Annotated in this window: 23 protein-coding genes; 5 read left to right on the forward strand and 18 right to left on the reverse strand. The window is 60.9% G+C overall.

Annotation, left to right across the window (positions count from 1 at the left end):
• Nucleotide 1 precedes the first annotated feature (1 nt).
• The 17 genes from DAAHT2_RS03925 to DAAHT2_RS04000 form a co-directional block, all read right to left on the reverse strand.
• Entirely contained in the window at nt 2-919 is a 918-nt protein-coding gene (locus DAAHT2_RS03925) for a type II secretion system F family protein (RefSeq protein WP_013163005.1), read from the reverse strand.
• 21 nt (nt 920-940) lie between these two features.
• Nucleotides 941-2,236, reverse strand: coding sequence for a TadA family conjugal transfer-associated ATPase (locus DAAHT2_RS03930; RefSeq protein WP_013163006.1), 1,296 nt, complete (start codon nt 2,234-2,236; stop codon nt 941-943).
• 81 nt (nt 2,237-2,317) lie between these two features.
• Nucleotides 2,318-3,529, reverse strand: a complete 1,212-nt coding sequence (locus DAAHT2_RS03935; RefSeq protein WP_013163007.1) for a CpaE/TadZ family protein — start codon at nt 3,527-3,529, stop codon at nt 2,318-2,320.
• 7 nt (nt 3,530-3,536) lie between these two features.
• On the reverse strand, nt 3,537-4,757 hold the full coding sequence (locus tag DAAHT2_RS03940) for a type II and III secretion system protein family protein (protein WP_013163008.1): 1,221 nt from the start codon (nt 4,755-4,757) through the stop codon (nt 3,537-3,539).
• Nucleotides 4,754-5,632, reverse strand: coding sequence for a Flp pilus assembly protein CpaB (cpaB, locus tag DAAHT2_RS03945; RefSeq protein WP_013163009.1), 879 nt, complete (start codon nt 5,630-5,632; stop codon nt 4,754-4,756). The genes DAAHT2_RS03940 and cpaB overlap by 4 nt, the downstream gene beginning before the upstream one ends.
• A 113-nt stretch (nt 5,633-5,745) precedes the next feature.
• Complete coding sequence (locus DAAHT2_RS03950) at nt 5,746-6,312, reverse strand: TadE/TadG family type IV pilus assembly protein (protein WP_013163010.1); 567 nt, start codon at nt 6,310-6,312, stop codon at nt 5,746-5,748.
• Nucleotides 6,309-6,512, reverse strand: coding sequence for a Flp family type IVb pilin (locus tag DAAHT2_RS03955; RefSeq protein WP_013163011.1), 204 nt, complete (start codon nt 6,510-6,512; stop codon nt 6,309-6,311). Before DAAHT2_RS03955 ends, DAAHT2_RS03950 begins: the two co-directional genes overlap by 4 nt.
• Nucleotides 6,513-6,821: 309 nt before the next feature.
• Entirely contained in the window at nt 6,822-7,739 is a 918-nt protein-coding gene (locus DAAHT2_RS03960; protein ID WP_013163012.1) for a peptidylprolyl isomerase, read from the reverse strand.
• Nucleotides 7,740-7,823: 84 nt separating this feature from the next.
• A complete protein-coding gene (locus DAAHT2_RS03965; protein WP_013163013.1) occupies nt 7,824-8,714 on the reverse strand; it encodes a peptidylprolyl isomerase in 891 nt (296 codons plus the stop codon).
• 51 nt (nt 8,715-8,765) lie between these two features.
• Entirely contained in the window at nt 8,766-10,214 is a 1,449-nt protein-coding gene (gene resB / locus DAAHT2_RS03970; protein WP_013163014.1) for a cytochrome c biogenesis protein ResB, read from the reverse strand.
• Nucleotides 10,215-10,352: 138 nt separating this feature from the next.
• Nucleotides 10,353-13,409 (reverse strand): c-type cytochrome, encoded by a 3,057-nt coding sequence (locus DAAHT2_RS03975; RefSeq protein ID WP_013163015.1) that lies wholly within the window; start codon nt 13,407-13,409, stop codon nt 10,353-10,355.
• Between the two features lie 369 nt (nt 13,410-13,778).
• The gene (locus tag DAAHT2_RS03980) at nt 13,779-14,471 is read right to left on the reverse strand and encodes a C39 family peptidase (protein ID WP_049824359.1); all 693 of its coding nucleotides are present in this window, start codon (nt 14,469-14,471) and stop codon (nt 13,779-13,781) included.
• A gap of 16 nt (nt 14,472-14,487) precedes the next feature.
• Nucleotides 14,488-15,423 (reverse strand): hypothetical protein, encoded by a 936-nt coding sequence (locus DAAHT2_RS03985; RefSeq protein ID WP_013163018.1) that lies wholly within the window; start codon nt 15,421-15,423, stop codon nt 14,488-14,490.
• Between the two features lie 95 nt (nt 15,424-15,518).
• On the reverse strand, nt 15,519-15,869 hold the full coding sequence (locus tag DAAHT2_RS03990; RefSeq protein WP_013163019.1) for a hypothetical protein: 351 nt from the start codon (nt 15,867-15,869) through the stop codon (nt 15,519-15,521).
• A 173-nt stretch (nt 15,870-16,042) separates the two neighbouring features.
• On the reverse strand, nt 16,043-16,177 hold the full coding sequence (locus DAAHT2_RS15195) for a hypothetical protein (protein ID WP_013163021.1): 135 nt from the start codon (nt 16,175-16,177) through the stop codon (nt 16,043-16,045).
• 276 nt (nt 16,178-16,453) lie between these two features.
• Nucleotides 16,454-17,596 carry a GGDEF domain-containing protein gene (locus DAAHT2_RS03995; RefSeq protein ID WP_013163022.1) on the reverse strand — a complete coding sequence of 381 codons (1,143 nt, stop codon included), beginning with the start codon at nt 17,594-17,596 and terminating at the stop codon, nt 16,454-16,456.
• Nucleotides 17,597-17,627: 31 nt separating this feature from the next.
• Entirely contained in the window at nt 17,628-18,431 is an 804-nt protein-coding gene (locus DAAHT2_RS04000) for an oxygen-binding di-iron domain-containing protein (RefSeq protein ID WP_013163023.1), read from the reverse strand.
• Between the two features lie 304 nt (nt 18,432-18,735).
• On the opposite strand from DAAHT2_RS04000, the gene DAAHT2_RS14605 reads away from it, so the two are divergent.
• The 5 genes from DAAHT2_RS14605 (at nt 18,736) to cydC (ending at nt 25,180) form a co-directional block, all read left to right on the forward strand.
• Nucleotides 18,736-19,212 carry a hypothetical protein gene (locus DAAHT2_RS14605; RefSeq protein ID WP_157861410.1) on the forward strand — a complete coding sequence of 159 codons (477 nt, stop codon included), beginning with the start codon at nt 18,736-18,738 and terminating at the stop codon, nt 19,210-19,212.
• Nucleotides 19,213-19,340: 128 nt separating this feature from the next.
• On the forward strand, nt 19,341-20,669 hold the full coding sequence (locus DAAHT2_RS04005; RefSeq protein ID WP_013163024.1) for a cytochrome ubiquinol oxidase subunit I: 1,329 nt from the start codon (nt 19,341-19,343) through the stop codon (nt 20,667-20,669).
• Nucleotides 20,670-20,734: 65 nt separating this feature from the next.
• Complete coding sequence (gene cydB / locus DAAHT2_RS04010) at nt 20,735-21,763, forward strand: cytochrome d ubiquinol oxidase subunit II (protein WP_013163025.1); 1,029 nt, start codon at nt 20,735-20,737, stop codon at nt 21,761-21,763.
• On the forward strand, nt 21,763-23,505 hold the full coding sequence (gene cydD, locus DAAHT2_RS04015; protein WP_013163026.1) for a thiol reductant ABC exporter subunit CydD: 1,743 nt from the start codon (nt 21,763-21,765) through the stop codon (nt 23,503-23,505). The genes cydB and cydD overlap by 1 nt, the downstream gene beginning before the upstream one ends.
• Entirely contained in the window at nt 23,489-25,180 is a 1,692-nt protein-coding gene (gene cydC, locus DAAHT2_RS04020; RefSeq protein WP_013163027.1) for a thiol reductant ABC exporter subunit CydC, read from the forward strand. The genes cydD and cydC overlap by 17 nt, the downstream gene beginning before the upstream one ends.
• 35 nt (nt 25,181-25,215) lie before the next feature.
• On the opposite strand, the gene cobT is transcribed toward cydC, so the two are convergent.
• The gene (gene cobT / locus DAAHT2_RS04025) at nt 25,216-26,316 is read right to left on the reverse strand and encodes a nicotinate-nucleotide--dimethylbenzimidazole phosphoribosyltransferase (protein ID WP_013163028.1); all 1,101 of its coding nucleotides are present in this window, start codon (nt 26,314-26,316) and stop codon (nt 25,216-25,218) included.
• Nucleotides 26,317-26,322 lie beyond the last annotated feature (6 nt).

A 26,322-nucleotide genomic window follows, 5' to 3' on the forward strand; every position in this document is an offset into this window, starting at 1 on the left:
GTTACAGTACCCTGGTCAAACGCCATAAGGCCAATACCCCGCCGCTTTGCAGCAGCAGGGCGATCAGCAGAATTGTCCGCCCCGCCGGATCATGCCAAAGGTGGGCGGGATACTCCGGATTGGTCAATAACAAAAAGCCGACCAGCAACAGCGGCATCAGCCCTAAAACCCAGGCAGTGAGCCTGCTTTCACCCGTCAGGGCACGAAACTCCTGGCGACTGGTTTCTTCCTGTTGAATCAGGGTGACCAGACTCCGGAGCAGTTCCTGAATGCTGGAGCCATAGCGCCGATTGACCCGGATGGCCAGCGCCAGCAGGCGCAGCTCCTCCAGGTCGTAAAGACGGATCGCCTCGCTGAGCGCGGTGTCGATCTCCCCGCCCAGCTTGATTTCCCGCGTTACCTGCTCCAGCACTTCGCCCAGCGGCAGCCGGCTGTCGGCGGTGGCCGTAAGCAGGGCGGCGTCAAGGGTGTGGCCGGCGGCCACGGCCCGCAATAACTGGTCAATAAAGGTTGGAATCTGGGCCACCATCAAGCGCCGGCGGCGTTGACTACGATAGTAGAGCAGGCCACCGGCGGCCGCACCCCCGCCGACCGGCAGCAGTACCGCGCCAGCGGGCCCAAACAGCAGCAGGCCCGCCACGGGGGCCAGCAGCAAAGAGGCGCCGGCGCCCAGCAATAACCGGGGAGAGGGGGCCAGCCCAGCCCGGCGCAGCAGCACGGTGGCCTGAGTGGCCGGCCAGACCAGCCAGGGATGAATTCCAGGCGGTGGCGGCTGGCTCCGGCGCCGGGGCAAAGAGGCGTTGATCCGGGCCAGGAAGCGCTGCCGCTGCCGATATCGTTGCCCCAGGACCAACAGCAGTCCGGCGCACAAACCCAACATCAGCAGAGCGAGCAAGGTATACCACCAAAAAATCTCCACGCCGCCCTCCAGGGTTACAAATTATGGTGTAAAATAGCCGGCAAAACCGGGCGCGGCAGCTTTTTTTTCCGGCTGTTGCAATTTACGGTTATGCGGCTTGATTGCCAGTTGCTGGAAAGACCGCAGTTTCTGGTCAAAGTGAAACAGCTCCTGCAACAGATAATTCTGGTCGGCCACGCCGGTAACTTCCTGCACCTGCAATACCTTGCGCTCCCCGTTGGCCAGGCGCCCGACCTGGACAATCAGGTCGATGGCGGCCGCCACCTGCTGGCGCAGGGTGTGCTCGCTGCCCCGGTAGCCGGCAAAACCGGCCAGCATTTCCAGGCGGTTGAGGGCATCGCGCGGGCTGTTGGCATGCAGGGTGCCCATGGAGCCGTCATGGCCGGTGTTCATGGCCTGCAGCATGTCCAGCATTTCCTCGCCGCGCACCTCACCGACAATGATCCGTTCGGGGCGCATCCGCAGAGCGTTGCGCACTAGCATCCGGGTGGTGATCTCCCCCTGGCCCTCAAGGTTGGGGGGCCTGGTTTCCAGGCTGACCACATGGGGGTGGTTGAGTGACAGCTCCGCTGCATCCTCGATGGTAACGATGCGTTCATCCTTGGCGATGAAATTGGCCAGGACATTGAGCAGGGTGGTCTTGCCGGCGCCGCTGCCGCCGGTAACCAGGATGTTGCAGCGATTATTCACCGCCTGACGCAGAAATTCCTGAATGGCTTCATCCCAGGTCCGGTAGGTCAGCAGATCACCGGCGGCCAGTGGCAGGCGGCGGAACTTACGAATGGAAATGCAGGGGCCGCAAAGCGACAGCGGCGGAATAATGGCGTTGACCCGCCCCCCGTCGGGCAGGCGGGCATCGACCAGGGGAACCGTTTCATCCACCCGCCGCCCCAAAGGGGCCAGGATGCGGTGGATAACCCGCATCACGTGGTCGTTGTCGATGAAACGGAGCGCTGTCTTGCTGAGTTTGCCTTGGCGCTCGACATAGATATCCCGGGGGCCGTTCACCAGAATGTCGCTGATTTCATCATCCTCGATCAACTGCTGGATGGGACCGAACCCCCGCAACTCATCGATCATTTCATCGGTCAACAGCTCCCCGTCCCGGCGGTTGACCGCCAGCCGCTGGTCGGCCACAAAATGGCCGATCTTGCCGGTGATGTAGTGGCGCAACTGATCCTTGGACCAAGAGTCGATGAGCGCGTTTTCCGCTTCCACCGTTTTAATCAGGTAACGGTGCAGGCGTTTTTTGAGCTGCTGGTAATGCTCGTCGTCGCGCTTGCGCTGTTCGTCCTGGAGCGGGTCGAAATAATTCATGGCAACATTATCTTTTCATCATTTTATCATCTCTGCCGCCGGCCGGGCGAGCCGGGGTGGCGGCCGCATGGGTCGGGTCGGTCAGCCAAAAAGCCGGCCCAGCCAACTCGGCCAGTTGCGGCGGGGGCTTAATCCATTCCGGTGGTCGCTGCAACCAATCAATTTATCGGTAAACTCATGCACCGCCTTGGCATATCCGTTGCGGGGGGCCAGTTCAAAAATGCTCTGGCCGCTGTTCAAGGCCTGCATACGAACCAGGCCGCTGGGCGGCAGGCGGTGAAAAAGGGTCAGTTCCAAGGCCTCGGAAATGTCGCTGGCCGATAAGCCCACATCCGGCGAATAACGGTCAACAACCATCCCCATGCTGTTCACCGGATAATCGTGATTCGCCAGCTTGGCCAGCAACTGCTGGCTGGAACGGCAATGAGGCAGGGACTGCTCCACCATCAACAGGGCCAGGTCTGATTTGGCCAGGATCAGGCGCACAAAATCGGTGGGCTCGACCCCGCCCAGATGAACCACGATGCGGCTGAAATAGGAACGCAACACGTTGAGCAGGATCATCACATCCGCCGCCGTTACCTCTGCCATACCCTTTAAGTCTTCGGGCAGGGCGAGGGTGGTCAGGCCGCTGTCATGGCGGATGAAGGCGGTTTGAATCAGGGTCTGATCAAAACGGCGAACGCTGCGGATGGCATCGAGAAAACTGTAGGTCGGTTGCAACCCTAAAGCCAGTTGGGTGTCGCCCGGCGGCAGCCCCAGGTCCAACAGCAAAACCCGGCCGTCGCCGGGGGGGCGGGTCAACATGGCCAGGGCGCAGTGCACGGCCAGGGTGGTCACCCCCTCGTAGGGGCGGGCGGAAATGAAGGAGTAAGTCCGGCTGCTTTCCGGGGTCGCCGCCTGGCGGGCCGGGGTGGTTTCCTCCAGGTGATGGACCAGGTTGACCACCTCACGGGGGTCGCTGCCCACCCGCAAATAATCGCGGGCCCCGGCCCGCATGGCCGCCAGCAGCAGGGTCTGGTCCACATCGGTGCTGATGGCGACCACGCTTAGTCCGGGTTTCAAGGCCAGTAAACCCTCGATCAGACTGGTATGGGAATGGATTTCCCCTTCTTCCAGCTGCACGAAGATCACCGTGGCCTTAGCGGCATCGACCAGCAGCCCAATGCGTTCCACCGAGTCGTGGTCGGCCAGCACTACATCCCGCTCATCATCCAAGGCATCGATCAACCATTGTACATGCTCCTGCCGGTTGCAAACCGCGATGACATTGCCGTGATCCGTGTTCTGCATGGTGCTCTCATTCACTGAAGCCACCCTCCAGGTCATGGGTTCGCCGGTTAAAGCTGCCGTCTTCAAGGAACAGCAGGGTGCCAAAACCGGGCTGGTAGTCGCGGTAATGCTCACCCGGCAACGGGACCTGGGCACCGCGCTCCAGAGGGCGGACCAGGTGGGGGGTGACCACCATGATCAGCTCCTTGTCGTTGCTCTGCAGCCGGGTGGATTTAAAAAAGGCTCCCAGTATCGGCAGGCTACCCAGAAACGGAACTTTTTCCACCGTCGAGGCATTTTCATTGCTGATCAGCCCGCTGATGACAAAACTCTCGCCGTCGGCCAGTTGCACGGTGGTTTCGGTGCGCCGCACCCGGAAACCCGGCACGGTGACCCCCGCCGTGGAAACGGCGGCGGAAAAATCGAGTTCGCTGACCTCGGGGGAAACCTCGATGGTAATGCGCCGCGGATCCAGCACCGTGGGGGTGAGTTGCAGGCGGACGCCGAAATCCCGGTATTCTATGCTGACACTGCCGCTGGTGCCGTGGCTGACCGGGATCGGAACCTCCCCGCCGGCCAGAAAACTGGCCGTTTTGCCGCTCATTACCGTAAGGCTGGGCTCGGCCAGGGTATAGGCGAATCCGTTACTTTCCAGCAGGCTGATGATTCCCAGCAGGCGTTGCTTGGCGTCTCCGGCCACCAAATTAAAGGCTTGCGCCAGGGGGACAAAACCGCTGTCGCTGGCCAGCGGGAGGCCCGCGGCCTGGTTGTCAATCCCGGTCAACACGCCGGGGGCGGTGGTGGCCACGGTAATGCTGTCTGAATCTTTAAGCAGATTGACCCCGGACTGCCGGAGGGCCCGGCGGCTGACTTCCACCACCCGGATATCAGCCCTTACCTGGATATCGTAGTCTTGATAGGGGGCGGCCGGGACCACTACCACCCGCAACATTTCCGGCTCGGTCTCCTGGTGCCATAGTCGCAACTGGGTGGCTCCCGGGGCCAGGGCGGTCAGCAGGAGTTCTTGCTGGGAAATCATTTCCACTTCCATTATGCTGGGATCGGCCACCGCCACGCGAATAATTGGCTGGTCGCGGCTGATTACATGCTGACTTTGGGCCTCCAATCGCAAAGAATCAGGGCGCCAGGAATCAGGCGCCGCGGCCACCGCCCCGGGCGGCAACAAGACCGCCAGGCACATGGTCAGCAGGAGAAGCGGGTGGGTAACTGATCGTTTCAGGATGCTCATTGAGGATACTCCACCGTTGATTTGTCGGTACCCCGCCAGATTGTGGTTGGGGGCGGCGAGGGCGGTGGTTCCGCCACCGGCTGACGGGCTGGGGGGGGAGCAGGAGCAGGGCTTTGGATCGCAATGGCATCCAAGGTGCTGTCCGCCTCCTCCCCGAGCACTCTGCCCGGCTCGGGTCCATGCAGAGCCAGGTGCAGGGTGCCCACCTGGGCGGCCAGCAGCAGCTTGGGGGCATCTTCGGTGCGCACCGCCAGGACGGCGGTGTCGCTTCCTCTCCCGGCCCCACGGGCGGGCTGTGTTCCGGCCTTAGCCGCAGCCGGTGCTTGCCCATAAGCCAACAGGCGCTGGCGGGCCAGCAGGATCCTGGCCTGCGCCGGCTGTCGGCGACGCTGGTCGGCGGCCAGATACAGCAGGACATCCACGTGATCTCCAGGGGCCAGAAAACCACCCACCCCAATGGCATCATTAACCACAATGGCCACGGCCCGTTCGTCGGGATCCAGAACATGGGCCAACTCGCTGCCGGGGAGGAAATGACGTTTGGTCAGAGGCTCACCGATCTGGAGCGATACCGCCGGGCGCCGCTCCACCACCTCCTCCAGGCTCGAAAAGCTGTCGGGAGGCACCAGCCGCGCAGGCACCAGTTGCACCGCCGCGGCGGTGATGGGCTCGCCGCGGGACAGCGGCTGACCGGCCACCACAATGCGGGGCCAGTCGGCTGCTGTCTCCTCCGGTTTAGCCAAAGCATCCTCCAGGTCCGTTTCCGAAGGCAAAATCGGCGGCGGTTCCGCGGTGTGGCGGTAAGCAAGATAGGCAAACAACAGGGCAGCCAAGGCGGTGACCATGGCCAAGATTTTTAACGGGCGTGTCGGCATTACCTTATCCTCGCCAGCAATCAGAGCCTGACCGGCTCGCCAGAATCTGAGCAGAATTTGCAGGTATCTAAGGGCCCCGGTGAAAGTTGCAGCCCCGAGCGCCGGGGCCGGGTTCAGAGCCGGAGACTGATTTGCGCCGTTAGCTGATCGGGTACGGGCGGGATGGTCCAGTCGCCGAACTGCAGCAGCGGTAACAGCGCATTCTGCGGGTAATCTGGCCAGGTAAGGCGCACCAGCAACCAGTCGCTCTCGGCCGCATCGGTGGAGAGTACAACCTCCACCTGCTGGTAATCGCTCCCCAGCACCAGCTCGCTCCAGGCCGCCGGCCATTGCTGCCAGGCCGTTTCCAGGCTGACGCCGGCGCTCTGGCGAGCCAGAGCGGCCAGCACCTCGGCATAATCCTCGTGCCGGGGATCGGCGGCCAGAGCGGCACGGGCGCCGGCCTGGGCGGCATAATGCATGCTGTTCTGCAAAGAAAGGATCATCCCCCAGTTGACAATCCCGTAGACAAACAGGAAGAGCAGGGGAAAGACCAGGGCAAACTCCACTGCCGCCGCACCACGCTGGTTATGCCGATCGCTGGAGCGCCCGCCCGGCCGTGGAGAATAAAAAACCTCCGCCTGGTTGAGGTCGCCCGGTAGCAGCCGGCACCATTCCCGCCCCAGAAGGCGGCAGATCATCCGCCTTCGCCGGGACCGGTTATCTGCTCGGCAACAGACTGCAGGAGAGCTAATATTTGCTCACCCAAGAGCTGATAGCCGGCAATGACCACTCCTGTCATGACGGCGACGATCATGGCGTACTCGATGGCGGTGGCGCCTTCCTGGTTTTTGCTGCTGCGCTTGAGTTGCTGCAGGATGGTGTAAAGGATGGTCTGCATGGTTCCGGCCTCCAAATTGTGAAGATTACGTGACGGGTGGTCCTGTGCTGGCGGCACCCGATTCTCCCCTGGGCGGCGTGACGCCGACCCGGACTACTCTCTACATATCGGTGTAAGCAAAAAATATGCCCATCAAAACGGTAAATTGACCGACTGCCGGGATTGCCCCCACCATGCGGCTTCGCGGTGGTGAGCAGCATGGCGGGCCGGAGATGCTCCCCGGGCTCAGTACATCTACTGAACAGTTTCTGGCGGCTAAGGCGACCAGATTCTGGCCAGTTAGTGAAGCACCGAAGCCATAGGCCGGCGTTACGGCAACTCACCATCCGCCGGCAGGGGATGAGCGGCTGGTCCCTGGCCCAGAGAGGTGGTCAGTCCGCGCAGGGCTTCTTGGTTGATTTCGATTTGATACTCCTCTTTGAGCTCAGCCAGGTATTGTTCAAAGGCGTTTTGCCTGAGATGTGGGGCCACCTGCTGGGTCAGTAACTGGCGAATTTTATCAAACTCGGGCAGATCGCCGCGGTAATCCGAAACCTTGAGAAAGTAAATCCCCCCCGATTGGACAATGGGAGCGCTGATCTCACCTTGGCGCAACACGTTGAAGGCGTGGTGGGCGAGATCCGAGGGGAGGGCCTGGCGCCCCACGAAACCCAGATCGCCGCCGTTGGCCGCCGACTCCTCATGCCGGGAAAATTGCTGCGCCACCACGGCAAAGTCGTCGCTGGCCGCCAGCCGCGCCTGGACCTCCCGGGCCTTTTCCGGAGTTTCCACCACGATCTTGCTTACCTGCACGGCTGTTTTGACGGTGAACTCTTCGGCGTTTTCGTGCAGGTATCTTTGCAGGACTTCATCGTTTAATTCTATCTTGTCACTCAGTTTTTTTTCCACCAGCAGCGAGGCCAAGGTGGTTTTCCGGAAATCTCGCACCAGTTCCTGCAGGCGTGGTAACTGATCCAGGTCGTGTTTCAGCGCTTCCTGATAAAGAATCTCTTTGGTCACCAGGGAATCGACGAAATGGGCGGCGCCGCCATGCTGCTGGAGAAATCCCTGGACCGCTTCGGGGCGCAGTTCCATCTCGGTTTTCACCTCCTCCATGGTCAGGGTGGTGCCGTTGATTTTGGCCACGTAATCCCCGGGGTCGCTTGCGCTTCCGGCCTGGGCCGCCCCCCCGCTGATCATGCACATGGAGATGGCGAACATCATTGCTGTCTTTTTGGCATACCTCATGTCTTACTCCTTTTGCTCTGTTTTTTGGGTTACAAACGATTGTATAACAACTCGGCCGCCGCCGGGAATTCACCGGGCGTCGGACTACATCATGGAGCCGTGACCGGCCTCCTGCATCAACTGCTGGATAGCTTCGGCACTGAATTCTATCTTACGATCCTGCTTGAGGGTGGCGACAAAGTCCTCGAAAGCGGCCTTACGGCCGAAGGTCTCCATGCGCTGAGCCAGCAGGTTTTTTATCTCTTCATAAGGCACGGTTTCGCCTTGCAGATCGGTCAGCTTGATGACCACAAAGCGGTTTTCCGCCAACTCCTGCGGACTGCTGATATCGCCGAGACCCAGCACGTTGAAGGCCAAATGCGCTTCCCGCTCGGAAAGGGCGTCGCGCTCGACAAAGCCTAGATCGCCGCCGGCGGCGGTTTCCTGCTCCAGCGAAAGGTCCTGCGCCACGGCGGCAAAATCTTCGTCGGCCAACAACCGGGCTCGAACCTGCTGGGCCTCTTCAGCGCTGCCCACCACGATCCGGCTGAGACGCACCTTTTCCCTGGTCATAAATTCCTCCGGGTTATTGCGGTAATACTCCTGCAGATCTTCTTCGCCGAACTGCACCTTGGGGGCCAGTTCCTGTTCGATCAGGGTGTTGACCAGCAGCGTGCGGGCATAATCATCGATTACCCGGCGGAGCTGGGGCTCCTGATCCAGCCCGCGGCGCCGGGCTTCCTGGTAGAGCACCTCCTTGGTGACCAGGGAATCGACAAACCTGGCGGCACCGTCATGGGCCCGGAAAAACTCGCGGGTGGCTTCCGGGCGTAACTCCATTTCATTTCTGACATCCGCCATGGTAATCCTGGCGCCGTCTACGGTGGCCACCGTCATACCCTCATCAGCTGCGGCGACGGGGGGCTCCTTGGGGTCGCCGGAACAGGCGGATAGAAGCAAACTCAGGGTGAGCAGAGGAACAATCAACAACTTCATGGGCGGTCTCCTTGTACTTAATGTTAAAATAACGATTGATCACGCTTGCCCTTAGGGGCGTGCGGCGGCAGGCTGTTTGGCGACGGCCGCCATCTTTTCCAGCAGGCGGAGTAAACCCGGCGGGTTATTGTTGGTGGTTCCGCAGAACGTTACTTTAACCCGGCGGGAGCCGGCGGCCTGTACCCGGACCCAGACCCGGATGTGGCTGACCCAGAAAGCCACACCCAAGCCGATGCACAGCATCATAAAACCGGTGTAAACAATCCAGATCCCGGGGTCTTTTTTGACCTGTAGGCCGGTATATTGCATGCCCCAAAGATCGACGAATTCCACGGTGTGCCCGTCGCGCAAACGCCAAGAATCGGGGCGGCGCTGCATCAACCACTGGCTGTCGTACCATTCCCCGTCCCGGGTAAAAAAGAGCAGCAGGACCGAAGGGTTGTTCATTTGCTGGGCGTACGTGACCAGATTGCCGTCCCGGTCCATCCCGAGGGCGGGTGAAAAGTCATCAATAAGGGCGACCAGGTCGGTGCCGGGGATGGCAAAGTGGTCGCCGAAGCGGAACTGTTTTTCCACCGGCTGTCCATCCACGGGGGTGATGCGAAAAATGAAAACGCTGTGCTCAATGGCGTTGGGCACCAAGCCGTAGCTTGATTGGTAAAAAGTGATTCCCCGGTGCTTGAGGGGGGTGTTGACGTCGATCACCCGCGAGGTGCCGGCGCCACCCTCTTCAATTACTGTCAGAGTGCTTTCATAGGCACGGGGAATATCGGTCTGATCATAAAAACTGACCTGAAAGTTGTCGCAACGGACGGTGAATCCCAGAGGAATTTCCTCGCCGTACCTGGTGTAGACCACATCGGTGGCGGATCCTTCCGGGATGTCGACTCCGGCCCGAAAACCAAAGAGTTCGCCCACCAGTGCCCCGGCCAGAATGATCAGGATGCTCAGGTGGATCAGGTAACTGCCCAGGCGACTGTAACCGCCCCGCTGGGCCACCAACTGATATTCCCCGGCTTCCGGCCCCGGGGTTCGGGTGGGGAAAAAACCGGCCCGGCGCATGGTCGCGGCCACCTGCTCCACTGCCTGCTCCGGAGAACCGGCCAGCAGCAGCTCTTTTTTGCGGGGATCGGTGGCAAAACGCGATGCCGGCAACGGGGACGGCGAGGTGCGAATTATTTTCAACACCCTGGGCAAGCGATCCAGGGAACAGATCAGCAAATTGAGGGCGAAGAGCAGCAGCAGGGTGATAAACCACCAACTGCGGTACATGTTGTCCATGAACCCCATGGCGTCCAAGGCCTGGTACAGGTAAGGGGCGGCCCAGGCCCCGACCAGGGAACTGAGAATTCCGATGTTGTGTTCCGGCCGACCATGGGCCGGTTCAATGACGGTGCCGACAATGGACACCGCAGCAATTACGGCGATGAGCACTATCGCCAATTTAATCGAGGTGAAAAAACGCCAGCAGTGCTTAAAGGGGGTGTGAAGGTAGCGCACCGTATCAGTCTCCGGCTCGATGGTTCGCTTGGTTGCGGCACCCCAAAAGGGGTGGGTTTACATGCAGAGGCACCGGTAACGAGAGGGGTGAGCCCCTCCCGTTACCGGTGGTTGTGGTTAAGGATTCATCGGGTCCGCTTACAGATCGGGCTCTCCCGACAGGGCCGCGGCCATGTCGTTATAGTCCGCGTCGCTGAAAGTGTCCGCAGGCCACTTCATCATGTGAGGTGCATCACCTTCCGCCCGCTCCTTGAGCTGGGAGGCCGCCCGCCCGGGGATGTTGCTGGCGTGGGCCGAGCCGTGGCACGATGAGCAGTTCGCATTGAACAACTCGGCGCCATTTACCGGGTCCACATCACCGGGGTCACCAGGGTCACCGGGGTCACCGGGGTCACCAGGGTCACCAGGATCACTGGGGGGGGAGGCCACCGGCAGGGTATGCAGCGGCCAGGGCCCGTCAAAGGTGCCACTGTGGACGATACCGTCGGCCGAATGGCAGTTACAGTTGTAACGGCTGCCGTTTTTGACCATGGCGAAGTTGTTGGCGAAGTGGGTAGCCGGCATGATGGCTTCCGGTACGCCGATGGACTTCATGATCCACGGGTTGTGCATGTAGTGGGTCACCGGATCCTGGCCCAGCCGGACGGTGTCGGCGTGGCAGTTGAAGCAGGCCTCGAAGCCTTCGCCGTCGGGATTGCGGGCGATGCTGTGACCGGCTTTCATGTACCACGAACCATCCGCCGCGGTGGTGGGATCGCTGACCGCGCCTACTTCGCCGTACAGCCCGGACTTGGTCAGAAAGCGACCGCCGTCGGTGTTCAGGGGTTGCGGGCTGCGGTTGGGGTTGTTCACCCCTGCCGGCGAACCGGGGCAGTGCACCACCGAACCCACCTGACCGTAGTTGTTGCGGGCCAGGAAGCGGGCGTTCTTGTTGACCGTGTTGGGGCTGTCGGGGAAGGTGAGCAGCAGGCTCAGGGTGGCCACGTCATTCCGGCCGGGGATTTCCTGCAGGATGGCGTTTTCCTCGTCGGTCAGATGGGGCTCGCCTTCCGCTTCCCGGACATTGACAATGGGTCCCAGCACCGGGGTCGGCAGGGGGTTGTCAAAGCCCAGGTCGTAGGTGGGAATGTAGGGCAGACCAGAGACCTCTTCCGCCTTTTCCAGGTGGCAGTTCCAGCACTGCTGCTGGAACTGGGTGTGGCAGGCCTCGCACTTCACGTTCTGATGATGCATCTCGGATTCTTTGCCGGGTACCGGCATGTACTCGAGACCGCGCACCAGCCGTGCCCGTTCCTGGTACTTGGGAGTAACCAGATCCCCGTAGTCCAAACCGCCGGTGGGACCCAGCTCTTTACCCGCCTTGGTATGGCAGAGCCCGCAGGTGGTCTTGGTGGGGTTGGGGGTGATGGGCCATTCCGGCACCCTGCCGATGGGGTTGCCGCCGGGGCGGGAGGGGTTGTCCTCCGCTTCCGTACTGCCCTGGAAGGAGAGCGAATCCCGGCTGCTGTGGCCCATGGCCTGCGCGCCCTTGTGACAGTCGGTGCAGGACATGCCGGCGTTGTAATGGGCCAGGTCTTTCTTGTCGGTATTGGGGTTGGGGACAATGTTGATCCAGGTGCCGGTGTATTCGGCCCCGGTCCGGAAGTGGCAGCGCCAGCAGAAGTTGATGGACTGATCCTGGCTCTGCGGGGCCCGGACATTGCCTTCCTCGCCCTTGGTGGGCAGCACCAGCTTGTGGTTGGTGATGTCCATGCCGGCCTCGTAGATGGTGTAAGGGATCCCCCGCGCCACGCCGGGGATATAGCCCTTGCGGTACATCAGCATCGCCGTGCCGCCCCGCCGCAGGGCACCGATCTCGTAGGCCTTGACCCGCACCGCGGCCGCCGTATGCTGCCGGTCCACATTGACCATCTCCACCCCCTGGGCGTATTTGGCAATGTTGATGGAGCTGGCGATACCGATGGGGTCGTCACCGGGGCCGGTCATATGGCAATCGGAACAACCCTGGTGGCAGGTGGAGCAACTGGCCCGGGACTGGTAGTAACCGGCGTCGACGGGCCGCCCCTTGCGATCCAGCGGCAACCGGTCCAGATCGGTACCGGCCTGCCAGGAGCCGGCGGGGTCGTAGATGAAGTTGGACTCGGTATTAGTGCCCTCGCAGAGGACGGCGTTATAGTTGAAGGAGCCCAGATGGCCGCGATGGGTACCCATCATGCCATGGTTAAACGCATCGGCCTGCTCGTAGTGGCATTTGCCGCAGGAGCTGCTGACATCGTTGGTGGCCTTCCAGCCCCAGGCGTAATCCGGGCCGTCGTTGGGATTGGCATTCGGTACCCAGTTGTTGGAGGGGAAGGGGTTGAAGGTATCGCCGGAACCATGGCAGGTGACGCAACCTTCCCAGAACGGGTGGTTGACCTTCAGCGACATGGCGCTGTCCGGCAGGCTGGTGTAGCCGGGATTGACGTAGAAATTGTCCACAAACGGCACATCCTGGGCCAGGCCCGGATATTTCATGTTGTAGACCGGGTCCAGCATGGCGGAGATCAGGGCGCCCCGGCTGTGGTGACAATCTTCACAGCGCCGCTGGGGATCCAGGGGCATGGGGATCAGGGCCCGAACCTCGCCGCCGGTAATGGAGGTAACCCCGTCCATCAGGTTACCCTGAGTATCCGAAACGATACTGCTGGTCATATTCAGTACGGGGTTCAGCAGGGAGCCGCTCACCGAACCCAGTATCGGGGTCAGGGTGTGGCCCACTTCCGCGGCCAGGGGGACCACCGTGCCGCCGATCAGCGGCTTGGTGATGGGGTCCAGGGTCCTGAGAGTATTGCCGGCCAAGCCGATCAGCGGCGACGTAAAGCCGCCGATGTTGGTGTTTCCCAACAGGCCAAGAGTCTCCTGGTTGAGTATGATGTTGCCGGCCTGTACCGTGCTGAAGGTCAGGTCCAGCAGGGGATCCAGCGGGGTCAGCAGGCTGCCGCCGGTGCTTTGGAGCAGCGGTTGCTGCGCGGTGTCCGCAGTACCGGTTGTCGACCCGAGCAGACTAGATTCGCTTTCATTGGCACTTGAGCCGCCCAGCAACGAGCCCAGCAGGCTTGCCTGGGCGCCGCCGCCCAACGGCATGATCATGGCCGCCCCCAGTAACAAGGCGCCGGCAATCAGCGGTGACGCTTTGTTTAGTTTTGCTTTTAGCATCCTCTTTCCTCCTTAAAGGTAATGGTTGTCATCCCGGGGCCGTATTTGCCCCCGGCATCGTGGTCCTCCCGGAGTTCGCTATGGTTCATTCATCATTCTTCCTCCTTAGGCTGTAAGTGGTGAGAGAGTTTTGGTTCAACCCGTCGTGCGTACCGGACATCGCCGGCACGACCCCAGGGCTGCCGATCGTAAATGCCCGACAATACCTGTCCTGGGGTTAAACCGCCTTCTGCAGTCAGTTGTTTGAGCAATAACTGTGCCACCGGAGAGAGAAACGGGACACCAATGGAACTGCCGGTAGTTACGTTTTTTTGTCCGGAGAAACGATGGCCATACCACGGGGCGGGGCGTTTGTTTCTGGCAACTTGGTCACCAGTTTCTGACCAGCGGGGTGGGCGCCCCCCACGCTCTGTGATAAAGGGTTTGATAGGCGGCGGGAAAAGGGGTGAGCTGCATAAAGTCCGCCCGGTGGGCCGGGTCCGGCGGGGCATCCTGTGGGGGTAACAAAACCAGGGCGCGACCGGGCAGCTTGGGGTCCGGGCGGGTATGAAACAGTTGCTGGAAACGTTCCACCTTGAGGCGTTGATTGCCGAAGGAGGGGTCCGCCAGGTGGACAAAGCGCTGATCCAGGCCCCGGTAAACCGTGAAGTGGCCGCGCCCGCGTACTTCCAGATAGAGGATGGCCGGCCGCCGCAATTGGGCAAGCGAGTCCAGCGACAGGGCCAACCCCGCGGCCCGGTAACCCAGCGTGGCGGCGTATTGTTGCAGGTCGCTGAACGACATCATCGGCTCCGCCTCTCGTTGCTCCTGGGCCCGTTGCTGGAGCCAGAATTCGACAACATCTTTTTCCGCCACCGTTTCCCCGTAGTAGTGGTGCAAAATGGTGGCCAGGGAAGCGGCGCCGCAGGAATAGTCATAATGCTGGCGCACCACCTGCTGATCCCGGATCTCCACCCAACTCCGGGCCGTTTTCGGGTGCTCGGGGCCGGGGTAGGTCCGACCGCCGCCGCACGCCCCGAGGCAGCACAGAGCCGGCAGCAGCAGCAGCAGCGCCGTTAACAACAGCGGCAGGCGACCTTTAAAAGGTCCTGGACAAACGCCAGGAAATTTGTGAGCCGGCATAATTGGCACCGAAGTTAAATTCACAGTCCAGGAAAAAACTCAGGCGGTCGCTGATGGCATAGGAAATCCCCAGCAGGGGAGAAGTGGTACTGGTGGTGGGGTTGAGCCGGCGGCCGTTTAAGCGGTCACCGCCACGCAGGGTCCACTTGAAACCGCCGCTGATGGTGATATCGGGATTGGCGATGAAAAAAAGTTGCGGGGTCAGCGACAGCAGGGAGCCGGGCTCATAATGGTAGTCACCGGCCCGCCGGGAGCGCTGGTGCTGGTAAGTGGTTTGCAGGAAGAAAATCACCGGATCAAGGGTATAATAAGTGATCAGCCCGGGGGAGATGGTGCGCAGATAATTGCTGCCCCGCTCCGACCCCAAGCGGGTTTGCTCCACGCCGTTGAGGCTGGCCGTCAACAATAATGCCGGCCACCGATCTTCGCGGCGCCACTGGTACACCGCTCCCAGGCCGGCCATATTGAAACCGCTGCGGCTGGTGCTCTCTTGCCGGCCGCCGACGTAATCCCGTTGCTGCTCCCAGAAGCCGGAGCCGAAAACCGCCAGTTCCAGTTGGTCGCTAACACCGTAACGCAGACGCAACTCTGCGACCAGGCTGTTTTCCCTGCTCTGCCCAATGCTCAGATGTGGCCCTTGCAGGGTGACGTGCTCCGCCTGCCGGTTGTTGTTGTTGTACTGCAGGGTGCCGTCCAGTTGCCAGCGACCGGACCGGGTCAGCAGCTCCTCCACTCGGACCGGCATTCTTTCCTCGGCCTCGGTGGAGGCGGCGGGGTCGGTTGCCGCCGGTGAAGCCGGCTGGGTGGTGGTGGCGGCCTTTGCAGGGAGGGGAGCCAGGGTCAGCCAACCCAGCAGCAAGAGGCCCAAAAAAATGGTGGGGCAATGTGGCATGGATGATCCCGGCACCGGTAAAAGATTTGGCAGGAGCTGGGGGCGGGTGCCGACCGGCCTCCGCCCCCAGCTGGTTCATTTTATAAGGATACGGGCTACAGCAGGCCGCCGCCGAGCAGGCCGTCAACCACGGGGAGACCGCCGCCGAGCAGGCCGTCAACCACAGGGAGACCGCCGCCGAGCAGGCCGCCCAACAGGGGTTCAGCCACCCCCAGTACCGGTCCGGTCAAGCCCAGGGCAGGGCTGACCAGGGCCAACGGCAGGGTCAGCAGCGCCCCTTCGGTGGCCTCCATTTCGCCGACGGTCAAGGCGGCGACCTCGACCTTGCCGTCGAACATGGCCTGCATCTCCGTGGCCGTAATACCGTTGCCGGCCATGGCCAGTGACGGGAACGTCAATGCCACGGCGACCAGGGCGGCCAGAATTAACGATCTGTGCTTCTTCATCCTCTTCTACCTCCTTGTTGGTTTGTTGCTTTCATATTGTTAACACCGTTGGTCTTACCGATTTTGCTTATGAGTTTTTCCCCTCAATCACCTCCTTTTTGGTTTGAACCGACCAATTACAGTAAAGGGCGCCGAAGCCGTAGACAGTCGTTCGCTGGCTGTGGCTGTTTTTTCTAGCGCCCGCCTTCATGGTTAGCTTCCTGGTAAACCTGCCTGAATTCGTTGATCAGAGCTTTCCGGGCTGCCGTGTTAAGCCGGTAGTAAAAGGGCGATAGAGAAAGTATCCGAATGGATTCTTTGATAGTCATGGCTTGTCCTCCTTGCATGCTTGAACCGAAAGCGATCGCAACTGGTTGTCAGCACTGACATCCTTTGTTCTGTTCTTAAAAGCAAAATGCGTGCCAGTTACTCAAGAAGTCGGAGAACGGGGACAATGTATTGTAGTTACGGGAAAAAATCTTGGCACGTAGCAATCAAGCGAGAGCTGGGTGGTCAGTTTCTGGTGGGTTGGGTAGTGCGTTTTAGAAAGGTTGGTGGCAACATCATGCTATTCCTAACGTGGGGCAACGATGACTGGCAGGGGCCTATTGGGCGCAAGGCGCGGAGGGGGGATGGGTGCGGGCTTGGTTCCTGCCACGCTGTTTGGCCTCGTAGAGGGCCTGGTCAGCCCGCTGAATCATGGCCCAGGGGGTCTGGTCCTGGCGGCTGAGACCGGAGATGCCGAAACTGACGGTAACTTCGGTGCCGGCGGCCACAGCTTGCCGCAGTCGTCCGGCCACGATCTCGGCCTGGGCGATGGTGGTCCGACGCAACAAGAGCAGGAACTCTTCACCACCGTAACGTACGGCAAGATCACATTTGCGTACGCAGTCACGGGTTATCTCTCCGATCTGGCGCAACAACAAGTCGCCTTCCAGATGGCCATGGTTATCGTTGTAACGTTTGAAAAAATCTATATCGAACATAACCGCGCTCAGTGGGCTATCATCGCGCCGCGCTGCAGCCCAGTCGCGTTCCAGTTCCACTAGCAACAGTCGCCGGTTGGCCAGCCCGGTGAGCGCATCGTGGCTGGCTTCGGTGTCTTTTTCCTCAAAACGGCTGGCGTTGTCGATGGCCATACCCAACAGGGCGCCGATGTTGCGCAGCAGGTTTTGCTTGCGCAGCGGGATCTGGCTCCCCCGCGGCAGGTGGTAATAAAAAACCCCAACCGTTCGCTTGTTGGCTTTTAGGGGTAAGATTACGTGGCCGTGGGGTTGCATTCCCTCGTAACTGATGGTGTGCTGGGGGGTCATGGAACCATCTTCGTCGAAATGAACTTCGCCATGCTGGGCCACCTGACCGCAGAGGCAATCCCCGATGCGCATATCGGCATGGGCTTCCAGGAAAGCGGGAGAAGCACCACGGGTGGCGGCCAACACCATCTTGTCGCCCTGCACCAGAAAGATGCCGCAGCAGACCGGATCGGCCACCAGGTCAAGCATCAGGCCCAGAATCCGGTCCATTAAATCGTTCAGGCCGCCGATTTCGCCCACGGCCCGGGCAACATTATGCAGTATGGCCAGTTCGCGGTTGCTTTCCGCCAGCTCCCGCCTGGTGCGTTGCAGAGTGCGAATTGCCGTCGACCATTGTTGCCGGATACGATCCGCCTGGCGCAGAGCTTCTTTCAGCAGGTTGATCTCTCGTTCCTGGGCGGCAATGCGGGCTTGAAACTGGTGTTGTTCGTCCATGGCGGTTGGGCTTCCGGGGCAAGTTTCAGCTTCAGTAACCGGCGGCACTCTGCAGGTCTGGATAGTAGATGTCGGTGCCACAGTGCAGATTGCGCAGATAGGCCAAGGCCGCCGCCACATGCCGCGGTGGGATGATGGAGCCGTGTTGCGGCAGGATGGCATCGATGGTCAAGCCGTCCAGGCGACGGACAAAACCTTGGGTGGCGATATTGGAAGCCATATAGTCGAGGTGAAACAGATCCATGCGCTGGCGGTGGGCGTGAAAGTCATCCACGACCAGTTGCCAGTCGACATCCAAGGCGGCCCAGATATCGCCGGAAAAAAGGCAACGGGCCGTTTCATCATAGGTGACAAACGCCCCGGGGGAATGCAGGAAAGGTGCCTCAATGAAACGCAGGGCAGCTCCGGAAGGCAGCTCCAAGCGGGGTTGCGCAGTGATGTCCGAATACTCGTAACCGGACCGCCCGTAATGGGGCAGCAATACCTGGGTGCGGGGGCTGGTGTAGATCCTGGCCCGCGGCGCCAGCTCCAGCCAATCGAGAAACGAAGCCGCCACGTCCGGATCCTGGTGGCAGAGAATGATGCCGCTGATTTGCTCCGGCGGCAGCAACTGTGCCACCTGCCGGCGCACGGTCGGGAAAAAACTGCGGCTGCCGGGGTCGACCAGCACGGCTTGGCGGCCATCGACGATCAGGTAAACATTACAGCGAAAGGCCGTTTCCTCATCGATCCCCAGCCAGTAAACGGCGTGCTCGGCCTGCTGGTAAAGCTTGGTGGGGTGGTGGGCGTTTACCTTGATGGTTGACAGGTGACTGAAAGTAAGGTCGGGATTCATTGAAGTCTTTCTCCTTCTCCTTAAGCTATGCTCGGCCGGTCTGGGATGCGACCTGCTATCCGGTGCCAGCGTTCCCCCGCTATATTAAAGCAATATAGGTTAATTTTGCCTGACATCGACCACCATATAGTAGCAGTCTGTTTAGCGGGTGGCAATTAAAGTTTGTCCGACAAAACAGCCTGATCAACAAGTGCAACATTTAAACTCAAAATATAACATTCGATAGCGCTGGGCGGTTTTGAGCGGGCTCAAAATGAGGAAGCCACACTTTCAGCCACGGGTCAATTGTGCAATGGTTCGGAAAATGGCCGCCTCTTCATCATGGGGCGGACAGGCCGCCAAACAGGTGTGGGAACATTTGGCCTATTCAAAGACCGGCACTTTGCCGATGGACAGTACCAGCAACTGGCTTGCCGCAGAAAGTCCACGGATCGGTGCAAGACCGGAAAAGTCCAAAGAGGGCCGGGGGCAAGATCGGCCGGCGGGGCCTGATCGCAGTTTTGTACCGTGCTGTTGCCGGCTTGCCGATATGACTAGACAGGTCACATGCAAAGACAATGCCATACATCTGCCAAGGGATTACCAGGCCAAGGTGTGCAGTCGCCACAGCGTGCAAAATAAAGGAAAAAGCAGCAAGAAAACCGTGGGCGAGACCATGGCGCTGGGGACACCATGCTCCGCAACCAGCCACTTTCTGACCAAGACGGTAGCCAGAAACTGGTCAACCGCTTCAGAAGGGGTACCGTTAAAGCAAAACACCCTGGCAGTAACACACCGTTAAAAAGCATTTTTTCGCAACCAACCAGGACGGTATAAAAATTGCTTGCAGCACATACAGGGCAAAAACGGTCCCGTATGTGCTGCGGTTTCATAGTCTTATCTATTAATTTTTACAAGAGGGTAATCATTATGGAATTTTTTGATGTATTACTATTGTCTCGGCTGCAATTTGCCTTGACCACCTTCGTACACTTTGTGTTCGTGCCCCTAACTCTGGGCCTGTCGCTGCTGGTGGCCTGGATGGAGTTCAGGTTTGTGCGTAGCGGCGAAGAGATTTACCGGCGCATGGCCAAGTTCTGGGGCAAGTTGTTTTTAATCAATTTTGCCGTGGGGGTGGTAACCGGGATTGCCCTGGAATTTCAGTTCGGCACCAACTGGTCGCGTTATTCCGCCTATGTGGGAGACATCTTTGGTTCTCTGCTGGCCATTGAAGCCACTTTGGCCTTTTTCCTGGAGTCAACCTTCCTGGGGGTGTGGATTTTCGGCTGGCAACGCCTTTCCCCCCGCCTACATAACGCATGTATCTGGCTGGTGGCTTTAGCGGCCAACCTTTCCGCCTTCTGGATCATTATGGCCAACGGCTGGATGCAGAATCCGGTGGGATACCTGCTGGCCGACGGCAGGGCCGAACTGGCCAGCTTCTGGGCTTTGGTCGTAAATGATTATGCCTGGCAGCAGTTTTTCCACGTCCTTAGTGCTTCTTATGTCTTGAGCGGCCTTTTTGTGTTGGGTGTTTCCGCCTACCACCTGGCGCGTCGGCGCGAGGTGGAATTTTTTCAGCGCTCTTTCCGCATCGCCGCCCCTTTTACGTTGCTGTTCGCAATGGTTTTGCTGGTCCAGGGCCATTGGCACGGCTCCACGGTGGCGGCGCATCAACCGGAAAAACTGGCGGCCATGGAGTCGCACTGGGAAACCACCAACCGGGCACCGCAATACCTGCTGGTGGTGCCAGACCCGGCTAACGAGCGCAATCGGCTGGAATGGTTGCCGATTACCGGCGGTCTTTCTTGGCTGGCCTACCATGACACTGATGCCGAGGTGCGAGGCTTGCGGGATTTTGCCCCCCAAGATCGGCCGCCGGTGTGGCCCACCTTTCTTTCCTTCCGAGTGATGGTGCTGCTGGGCCTGGTCTTCTTGGGGGCAGCGGTATGGGCCTGGCGACATCGACGGGAGCCTCTGGCCGCCCCACGTTTGCTGGCCGTAATGCCTTGGTTGATCCCATTGCCCTTCATTGCCGTGCAACTGGGGTGGCTGGTGGCGGAACTGGGGCGGCAGCCCTGGATCGTGCACGGGGTGATGCGCACCGCCGATGCCGTATCACCCGGGGTAACGGCAGCCCAAGTGGCCGGCTCCCTGGCCGGATTCATGGCGGTTTACACTCTGCTGGTAGGGTTGTGGGTCTTCCTGCTGCTCCGGCATGGCCGGTTGGGGCCGGAGCCGGAACAGAGTGCCGCTTAAGACACCCTTAAAGTGTATATATTACTGACAATATTTTAATCAATTTATTTATTTTGGAGGCAGTCATGGATGTAACCTTGTTGGGCAGCATCTGGTTTTTGCTGTGGGGTGTTTTGTGGGCCGTCTATTTTGCTCTGGACGGCTACGATTTGGGCTTGGGTATCAATATGCCCTTGCTGGCCGCCGGCGAAGGTGAACGGCGGGTAATATACAACGCCGCCGGCCCTTTCTGGGATGGCAACCAGGTCTGGCTGATCACCGCCGGCGGGGTAACTTTCGCCGCTTTTCCCGCCACCTATGCCGCGCTGTTCAGCGGCCTGTACAGTGCCCTGATGCTCTTGCTCTTTGCCTTGATCTTCAGAGGGGTTTCCTTCGAATTCCGTCGCCTGGTCGACAGTGACGGCTGGCGGCGGTTTTGGGACCTCTGCAATGTGCTGGGCAGTTTTTTGCCCGCCCTGTTGTTCGGGGTGGCCTTTGCCAATATCTTCATGGGGATTCCACTCAACGCTCAGCAGATCAACGAAGGCGGCCTGCTTGCGCTGCTCAATCCTTACGGCCTGGCCGGAGGTGTGCTGTTCGTATTGCTTTTTGCCCTGCACGGCTGTTTGTGGCTGACGGTCAAGGCCGACGGGCGACTGCAGAGGCAGGCCGCCGCTATGGCCGCCAAACAGTGGTTGCTGGTGCTGCTGGTGGTCCCGGTGTTTCTCCTGCTGACCCTGGTCTATACTGACCTGTTTGCCAATTACCTGCGCTATCCGGCCCTGCTGACGGTACTGCTGGTCCCGGTGGCCGGCTTGCTGGCAGCCGGTATCAGTTTGCGGCAAGGGGCTCACTGGCGCGCCTGGCTGGCATCCGGGGTTACCATTATCGGGATCACCATGTTTGGGGTAATCGGGCTTTACCCCCGCCTGTTGCCCTCATCGCTGGATCCTGACTTCAGCATGACCATTGCCAACTCTGCTTCCAGCCCGCTGACGCTGAAAATCATGCTCGGGGTGGCGCTGGTGTTCGTACCCATTGTGATTGCTTACCAGACTTGGGTACATCTCAAATTTGGTCACAAACTCAGCAACTATGAGGACTTGAGGTACTGATGCCGGTAACGGAACCTGCCGTTACCACCGGCGCCCAGGATCGCCGCTGGCTCTTCAGCCAGGCCAGGAGTGCCGGCGGCTCCCTGGCGCTGGCTGTGGGACTCGGGCTGAGCGCGGGGCTACTGCTGATTTTGCAAGCCTCGCTGCTGGCTCGAGTGGTGGACGGAGTGGTGTTTGCCGGTGAGAGTTGGCTTCAGGTACAGCCGCTGGTGGCGGGAATCCTGCTGCTGGTGTTGAGCCGGGCTCTGCTGGTCGGCGGGGCCCGGTGGCAGGCGGGGCTGGCTGCCGCCAAGGTCAAATATGAGATCCGGCAGCGGCTGCTGGCGAACCAGGGGCGCTTGTCAGGGGGCCCGACCGACCGCCGTTCCACCGGTGCCACGGTCACGGCGGCGGTGGACGGAGTGGAGGCCCTGGACGGATATTACGCCGGCTACCTGCCGCAGTTGGCCATGGCGGCGCTGTTACCGGCGGCGATGCTGGTCTTTGTGTTCCCTTTGGACTGGCTTTCCGGGTTGATCCTGCTCCTCTCCGCCCCTTTTATTCCCCTGTTCATGGTCCTGATCGGCCGGAAAGCCGAGCAACTGAGCCGGGAACAGTGGCGGCAGATCAACCGCCTCAGCCACCGCTTCCTCGATGCAATCCAGGGCTTGACCACCATCCGGTTATTCAATGCCGGCCGGCGGGAAGCGCAGATGGTGACCGAGATTTCCGAGCAGTACCGGGAAAAGACCATGGCCGTACTCCGGGTGGCCTTTTTAAGTGCGCTGGTGCTGGAATTCATGGCCACGGTAAGTGTGGCGGTGGTGGCGGTGTTGCTTGGTTTTCGGTTGCTCTGGAACGAGTTGCCCTTTGCCAGCGCCTTTTTCATTCTGCTGCTGGCCCCGGAGTTCTATTTGCCGTTACGCAATCTTGGCACCCACTTTCATGCCCGCCAGGCCGCCACCGCTACTGCCGGGCTGCTCCAGGAGGAGCCGCCGATGGCCGGAGAGCCGGTGTGCCAGCGGGCCGGGCCGGTGCCGTTGCCAGCCTCGGCCACCGTCTCAAACACACCATTTCCATTGACCATGCCGCCCCCATCTCGGGCGGATTTGCCGATGATTATTCACTGCCGGGGAGTGAGCTTTGCCTATGAACCGGGGCAGCCGGTGTTGCACGACTTCAATCTGACCGTTACCGGGCCGGGATTGATCTGCCTGGCGGGCAAAAGTGGCTGCGGCAAGAGCACGTTGTTAAAATTGTTGGCCGGTCTGCTACACCCCACCGCGGGCCAGATCACCGCCAACGGCACCCCCCTGCAAGCGGCGACCACGCCATGGTGGTGGCAGCAACTGGCCTACCTACCCCAAACTCCTTACCTGTTGCCGGCCTCGGTAGCGGCCAACATCGCCCTGGGGCGGCCCGGCTCCGGGCGGACGGCGGTGGCAGAGGCGGCGCGGCAGGTTGGTTTCGACCGGGAGGTACAGCAGTTGCCGGCCGGTTATCGGACCCGGCTGGCGGAAGAGGGCAGGCAACTTTCCGGTGGCCAGCGGCAGTTGCTGGCTCTGGCACGTGCCTGGCTGCGCAATTGCCCCCTAGTCTTGCTGGATGAACCCGGAGCCGGTCTTGATCCGGCAGCCCGCCGCCGGATCAGGCAGGGCATCGTGGCCCTGACGTCGACGCGGACGGTGGTCATATCCAGCCACGACCCTGCCATGGTCACCCTGGCCGCGCAAGTGGTAAATCTCGATGCGCACCAACGGTAACTTTTCAGTCTTCCTGCGCTTATTGTCCCTGTCCGCCCCGGAATGGCCTCGCTTGCTAGCCGGGGTGGCAGCGGCGGTGCTTACTTTGCTTAGCAACGCCGCCCTGCTGGCCGTGGCGGCCTGGTTTCTGGCCAGCATGGCCCTGGCCGGGGTGAGCGGAGTGCCGTTCAATTACCATTTACCGGCCGGCGCCATCCGTACCCTGGCTCTGCTTCGAGTAGCCGGCCGCTACGGGGAGCGACTGCTCAGCCATGCCGGGACCCTGCGCCTGCTGACCCGATTGCGGACCTACTTTTTTCAGCGTCTGGAACCTTTGGCTCCAGCCGGCCTGGCGGACTGGCACAGCGCTGATCTTTTCAGCCGCCTGAAGGTGGATATAGACCAACTGGATCGCTTTTATCTCCATTTTTTATTACCGGTGGCGGCGGCCGGTCTGGTGTTGTCCGCGCTGGGGCTGTTTTTTTATTGTTTTTCTCCCTTGCTGGCCGCCGGCCTCCTGCTGCTCTGGCTGTTTGCCGGCGCGGTTTTGCCGACGGCAACCCTGTACCTGGGCCGGCGGCCCAGCCGGCGAAAGGAACAACTTGCGACTGAGTTGCGGGTCGGGGTGGTGGAGTTGGTTCGGGGGTTGGAAGAACTGTTGGTGCTGGGCCGCAGCCAAGAGATGGTGGCCCGCCTGCAAAGGACCAATCGGCTTCTCTGGCGCGAGCAACGCCGGTCGGCCGCCCTGTCCGCCCTGACGGAAGGCGGGCTGGCGCTGCTGGCGGGGCTGGCGCTGCCGTTGGTACTGACCGTGACGGTGCCACTGGTGGCGGCGGGAGAGGTGGCCGGCCCTTACCTGCCCTTACTGGCCGTACTGGCCCTGGTCAGTTTTGAAAGCGTGGGGCAGGTGCCGGCGGCCATGCAGGCCTGGGGAGGGATTGAACGGGCGGCGCGGCGGTTATGGGCCGTGAGCGAACAACCGGCACCGGTACCGGAACCGCCGGTCCCCGCCCCGCCGCCAACCACCTGGTCGCTGGAGTTCAAAGAGGTGTGGTTCACTTATCCCGCCGGCCGTCAGCCCGTTCTGCGGGGAGCCGATTTCCGGATACAGGCCGGCGAGAAAATAGCCCTGGTGGGTGAAGTTGGCGCCGGTAAAAGCAGCGTGCTCAATTTGCTGCTCCGGTTTTACCCGTACCAGCAAGGTGCAATCAGGTTGGGAGACAAGGGGCTGGAAACCTATCAATCCAAGCAGTTACGCTCATGGTTTGCCGTGGTTCCTCAGCACCCCTACCTCTTCAATGCGACCATCCATGAGAATCTCCTGCTGGCCAGGCCGGACGCCGATGACGCTGAACTGCACCGGGCGTTGGCCGCGGCCTGCCTGGGGCCGTGGCTGGAAAGTTTGCCGGCTGGCCTGGAAACGGTGGTCGGCTCGGCGGGGTGCCGACTCTCCGGCGGTCAACTGCGGCGCCTGGCGATGGCGCGAGCGATTGTAAAAAACGCTCCTGTCTGGCTGCTGGACGAACCAACCGAAGGGCTGGACCAGGAAACCGAAGCCCTGCTGCAAACTTCCCTGGCCACAATACTGGCCACTAAAACCGTGTTGCTGATCACCCACCGATCATCCGGCCTGGCCTTCATGGACCGGGTTTTACACCTGTCGGAAGGCAGGATCAATACCATGACCACAGCCTAAACCGTGAACCTACTACCCTCCGTTTACAGCGGCTTTTACCCTTGGCTCACCCCAGCCTCGCCGAAGGTGGCCATTTCGTGCATGATTTTCAGGCCGGCGTCCACCAGGCCCATGGCCAGGGCGGCGCCGGTGCCTTCACCCAGGCGCAGGTCCAGGTGCAGCAGGGGTTCCAGTTCCATCTCCTGGAAGAAAATCTTGTGGCCCTGCTCGGCGGACATGTGGCTGAAAAAGCAATAATCCCGCACCAGGGGCGCCAGCCTCATAGCCACCAGGGCGGCGGCGCTGGAGATAAAGCCGTCCACCACCACCGGCACCCGGCTTTTGGCCGCCTGCAAAATTACCCCGCAGATGGCCGCAATTTCCAAACCGCCCACCGCCGCCAGGGCCGGCAAAGGCTGGGTCAGTTGGGCATGGTTAACCTTAAGCGCCTGTTCGATGACCTCGACCTTGCGTTGCCGGGCCTGCTGGTCAATGCCGGTGCCCAGGCCGGTGACCAGGTTTACCGGTACCGGCAGCAGGGCGGCAAAGAGGGCCGCCGAGGGGGTGGTGTTGCCGATCCCCATTTCGCCGGTGCCGAGAATTTCCGCCCCGTCGGCAATGGCCTCCCGGGCCGTGTCGAGGCCCACCTTGATGGCGGCCAGGGCTTCCTCCTGGCTCATGGCCGGGCCCTTGGCGATGTTGGCCGTACCCGGCCGGACCTTGCGGCTGATCAGCCCGTCGGCCGCCACCTCGCCGGCCGCGCCCACATCGATCACCCGCACCTCGGCCCCCACGTGGCGGGCCAGCACGTTGACCCCGGCGCCGCCGCCGAGGAAATTATGGATCATCTGGATGGTGACCTCGGGGGGAAACTTGCTGATGCCTTCCTCGGTCACCCCGTGATCGGCAGCAAAGGTAAGGATGATCTTGCGCTGCAGGCGGCAGTCCAGGCGGCCGGTGATGGCGCAGGTCCGGGCCGCCAGCATCTCCAGCTTGCCCAAGCTGCCCTGGGGTTTGGTGAGGTTGTCCAGCCTGGCCTGGGCCCGGTTCAAGACGGCGGCATCGGCCGGGGTTATGGCCTGGCACAAGGAGGACAGATCGGCAGCGGTGAAGTCTGCCGGCTTGACCTCAGTTTGGTTGTCGGGGGTAGTGCTCATGGTAGC

The sequence above is a fragment of the Desulfurivibrio alkaliphilus AHT 2 genome (genome assembly GCF_000092205.1).
Classification (GTDB): Bacteria; Desulfobacterota; Desulfobulbia; order Desulfobulbales; family Desulfurivibrionaceae; genus Desulfurivibrio; species Desulfurivibrio alkaliphilus.

Excerpts from the sequence above, each read along its gene's own strand:
- DAAHT2_RS03940 (WP_013163008.1), bottom strand. The coding sequence starts at position 4,757 with ATGAGCATCCTGAAACGATCAGTTACCCACCCGCTTCTCCTGCTGACC.
- cobT (WP_013163028.1), bottom strand. The coding sequence starts at position 26,316 with ATGAGCACTACCCCCGACAACCAAACTGAGGTCAAGCCGGCAGACTTC.
- DAAHT2_RS03995 (WP_013163022.1), bottom strand. The coding sequence starts at position 17,596 with ATGGACGAACAACACCAGTTTCAAGCCCGCATTGCCGCCCAGGAACGA.
- DAAHT2_RS03930 (WP_013163006.1), bottom strand. The coding sequence starts at position 2,236 with ATGAATTATTTCGACCCGCTCCAGGACGAACAGCGCAAGCGCGACGAC.
- cydB (WP_013163025.1), top strand. The coding sequence starts at position 20,735 with ATGGATGTAACCTTGTTGGGCAGCATCTGGTTTTTGCTGTGGGGTGTT.
- cydD (WP_013163026.1), top strand. The coding sequence starts at position 21,763 with ATGCCGGTAACGGAACCTGCCGTTACCACCGGCGCCCAGGATCGCCGC.
- DAAHT2_RS03950 (WP_013163010.1), bottom strand. The coding sequence starts at position 6,312 with ATGATCTGCCGCCTTCTGGGGCGGGAATGGTGCCGGCTGCTACCGGGC.
- cpaB (WP_013163009.1), bottom strand. The coding sequence starts at position 5,632 with ATGCCGACACGCCCGTTAAAAATCTTGGCCATGGTCACCGCCTTGGCT.
- DAAHT2_RS15195 (WP_013163021.1), bottom strand. The coding sequence starts at position 16,177 with ATGACTATCAAAGAATCCATTCGGATACTTTCTCTATCGCCCTTTTAC.
- DAAHT2_RS14605 (WP_157861410.1), top strand. The coding sequence starts at position 18,736 with ATGGCCGCCTCTTCATCATGGGGCGGACAGGCCGCCAAACAGGTGTGG.
- DAAHT2_RS03965 (WP_013163013.1), bottom strand. The coding sequence starts at position 8,714 with ATGAAGTTGTTGATTGTTCCTCTGCTCACCCTGAGTTTGCTTCTATCC.
- DAAHT2_RS03960 (WP_013163012.1), bottom strand. The coding sequence starts at position 7,739 with ATGAGGTATGCCAAAAAGACAGCAATGATGTTCGCCATCTCCATGTGC.
- DAAHT2_RS03990 (WP_013163019.1), bottom strand. The coding sequence starts at position 15,869 with ATGAAGAAGCACAGATCGTTAATTCTGGCCGCCCTGGTCGCCGTGGCA.
- DAAHT2_RS03985 (WP_013163018.1), bottom strand. The coding sequence starts at position 15,423 with ATGCCACATTGCCCCACCATTTTTTTGGGCCTCTTGCTGCTGGGTTGG.
- DAAHT2_RS03935 (WP_013163007.1), bottom strand. The coding sequence starts at position 3,529 with ATGCAGAACACGGATCACGGCAATGTCATCGCGGTTTGCAACCGGCAG.
- DAAHT2_RS04005 (WP_013163024.1), top strand. The coding sequence starts at position 19,341 with ATGGAATTTTTTGATGTATTACTATTGTCTCGGCTGCAATTTGCCTTG.
- DAAHT2_RS03955 (WP_013163011.1), bottom strand. The coding sequence starts at position 6,512 with ATGCAGACCATCCTTTACACCATCCTGCAGCAACTCAAGCGCAGCAGC.
- DAAHT2_RS03975 (WP_013163015.1), bottom strand. The coding sequence starts at position 13,409 with ATGCTAAAAGCAAAACTAAACAAAGCGTCACCGCTGATTGCCGGCGCC.
- cydC (WP_013163027.1), top strand. The coding sequence starts at position 23,489 with ATGCGCACCAACGGTAACTTTTCAGTCTTCCTGCGCTTATTGTCCCTG.
- DAAHT2_RS04000 (WP_013163023.1), bottom strand. The coding sequence starts at position 18,431 with ATGAATCCCGACCTTACTTTCAGTCACCTGTCAACCATCAAGGTAAAC.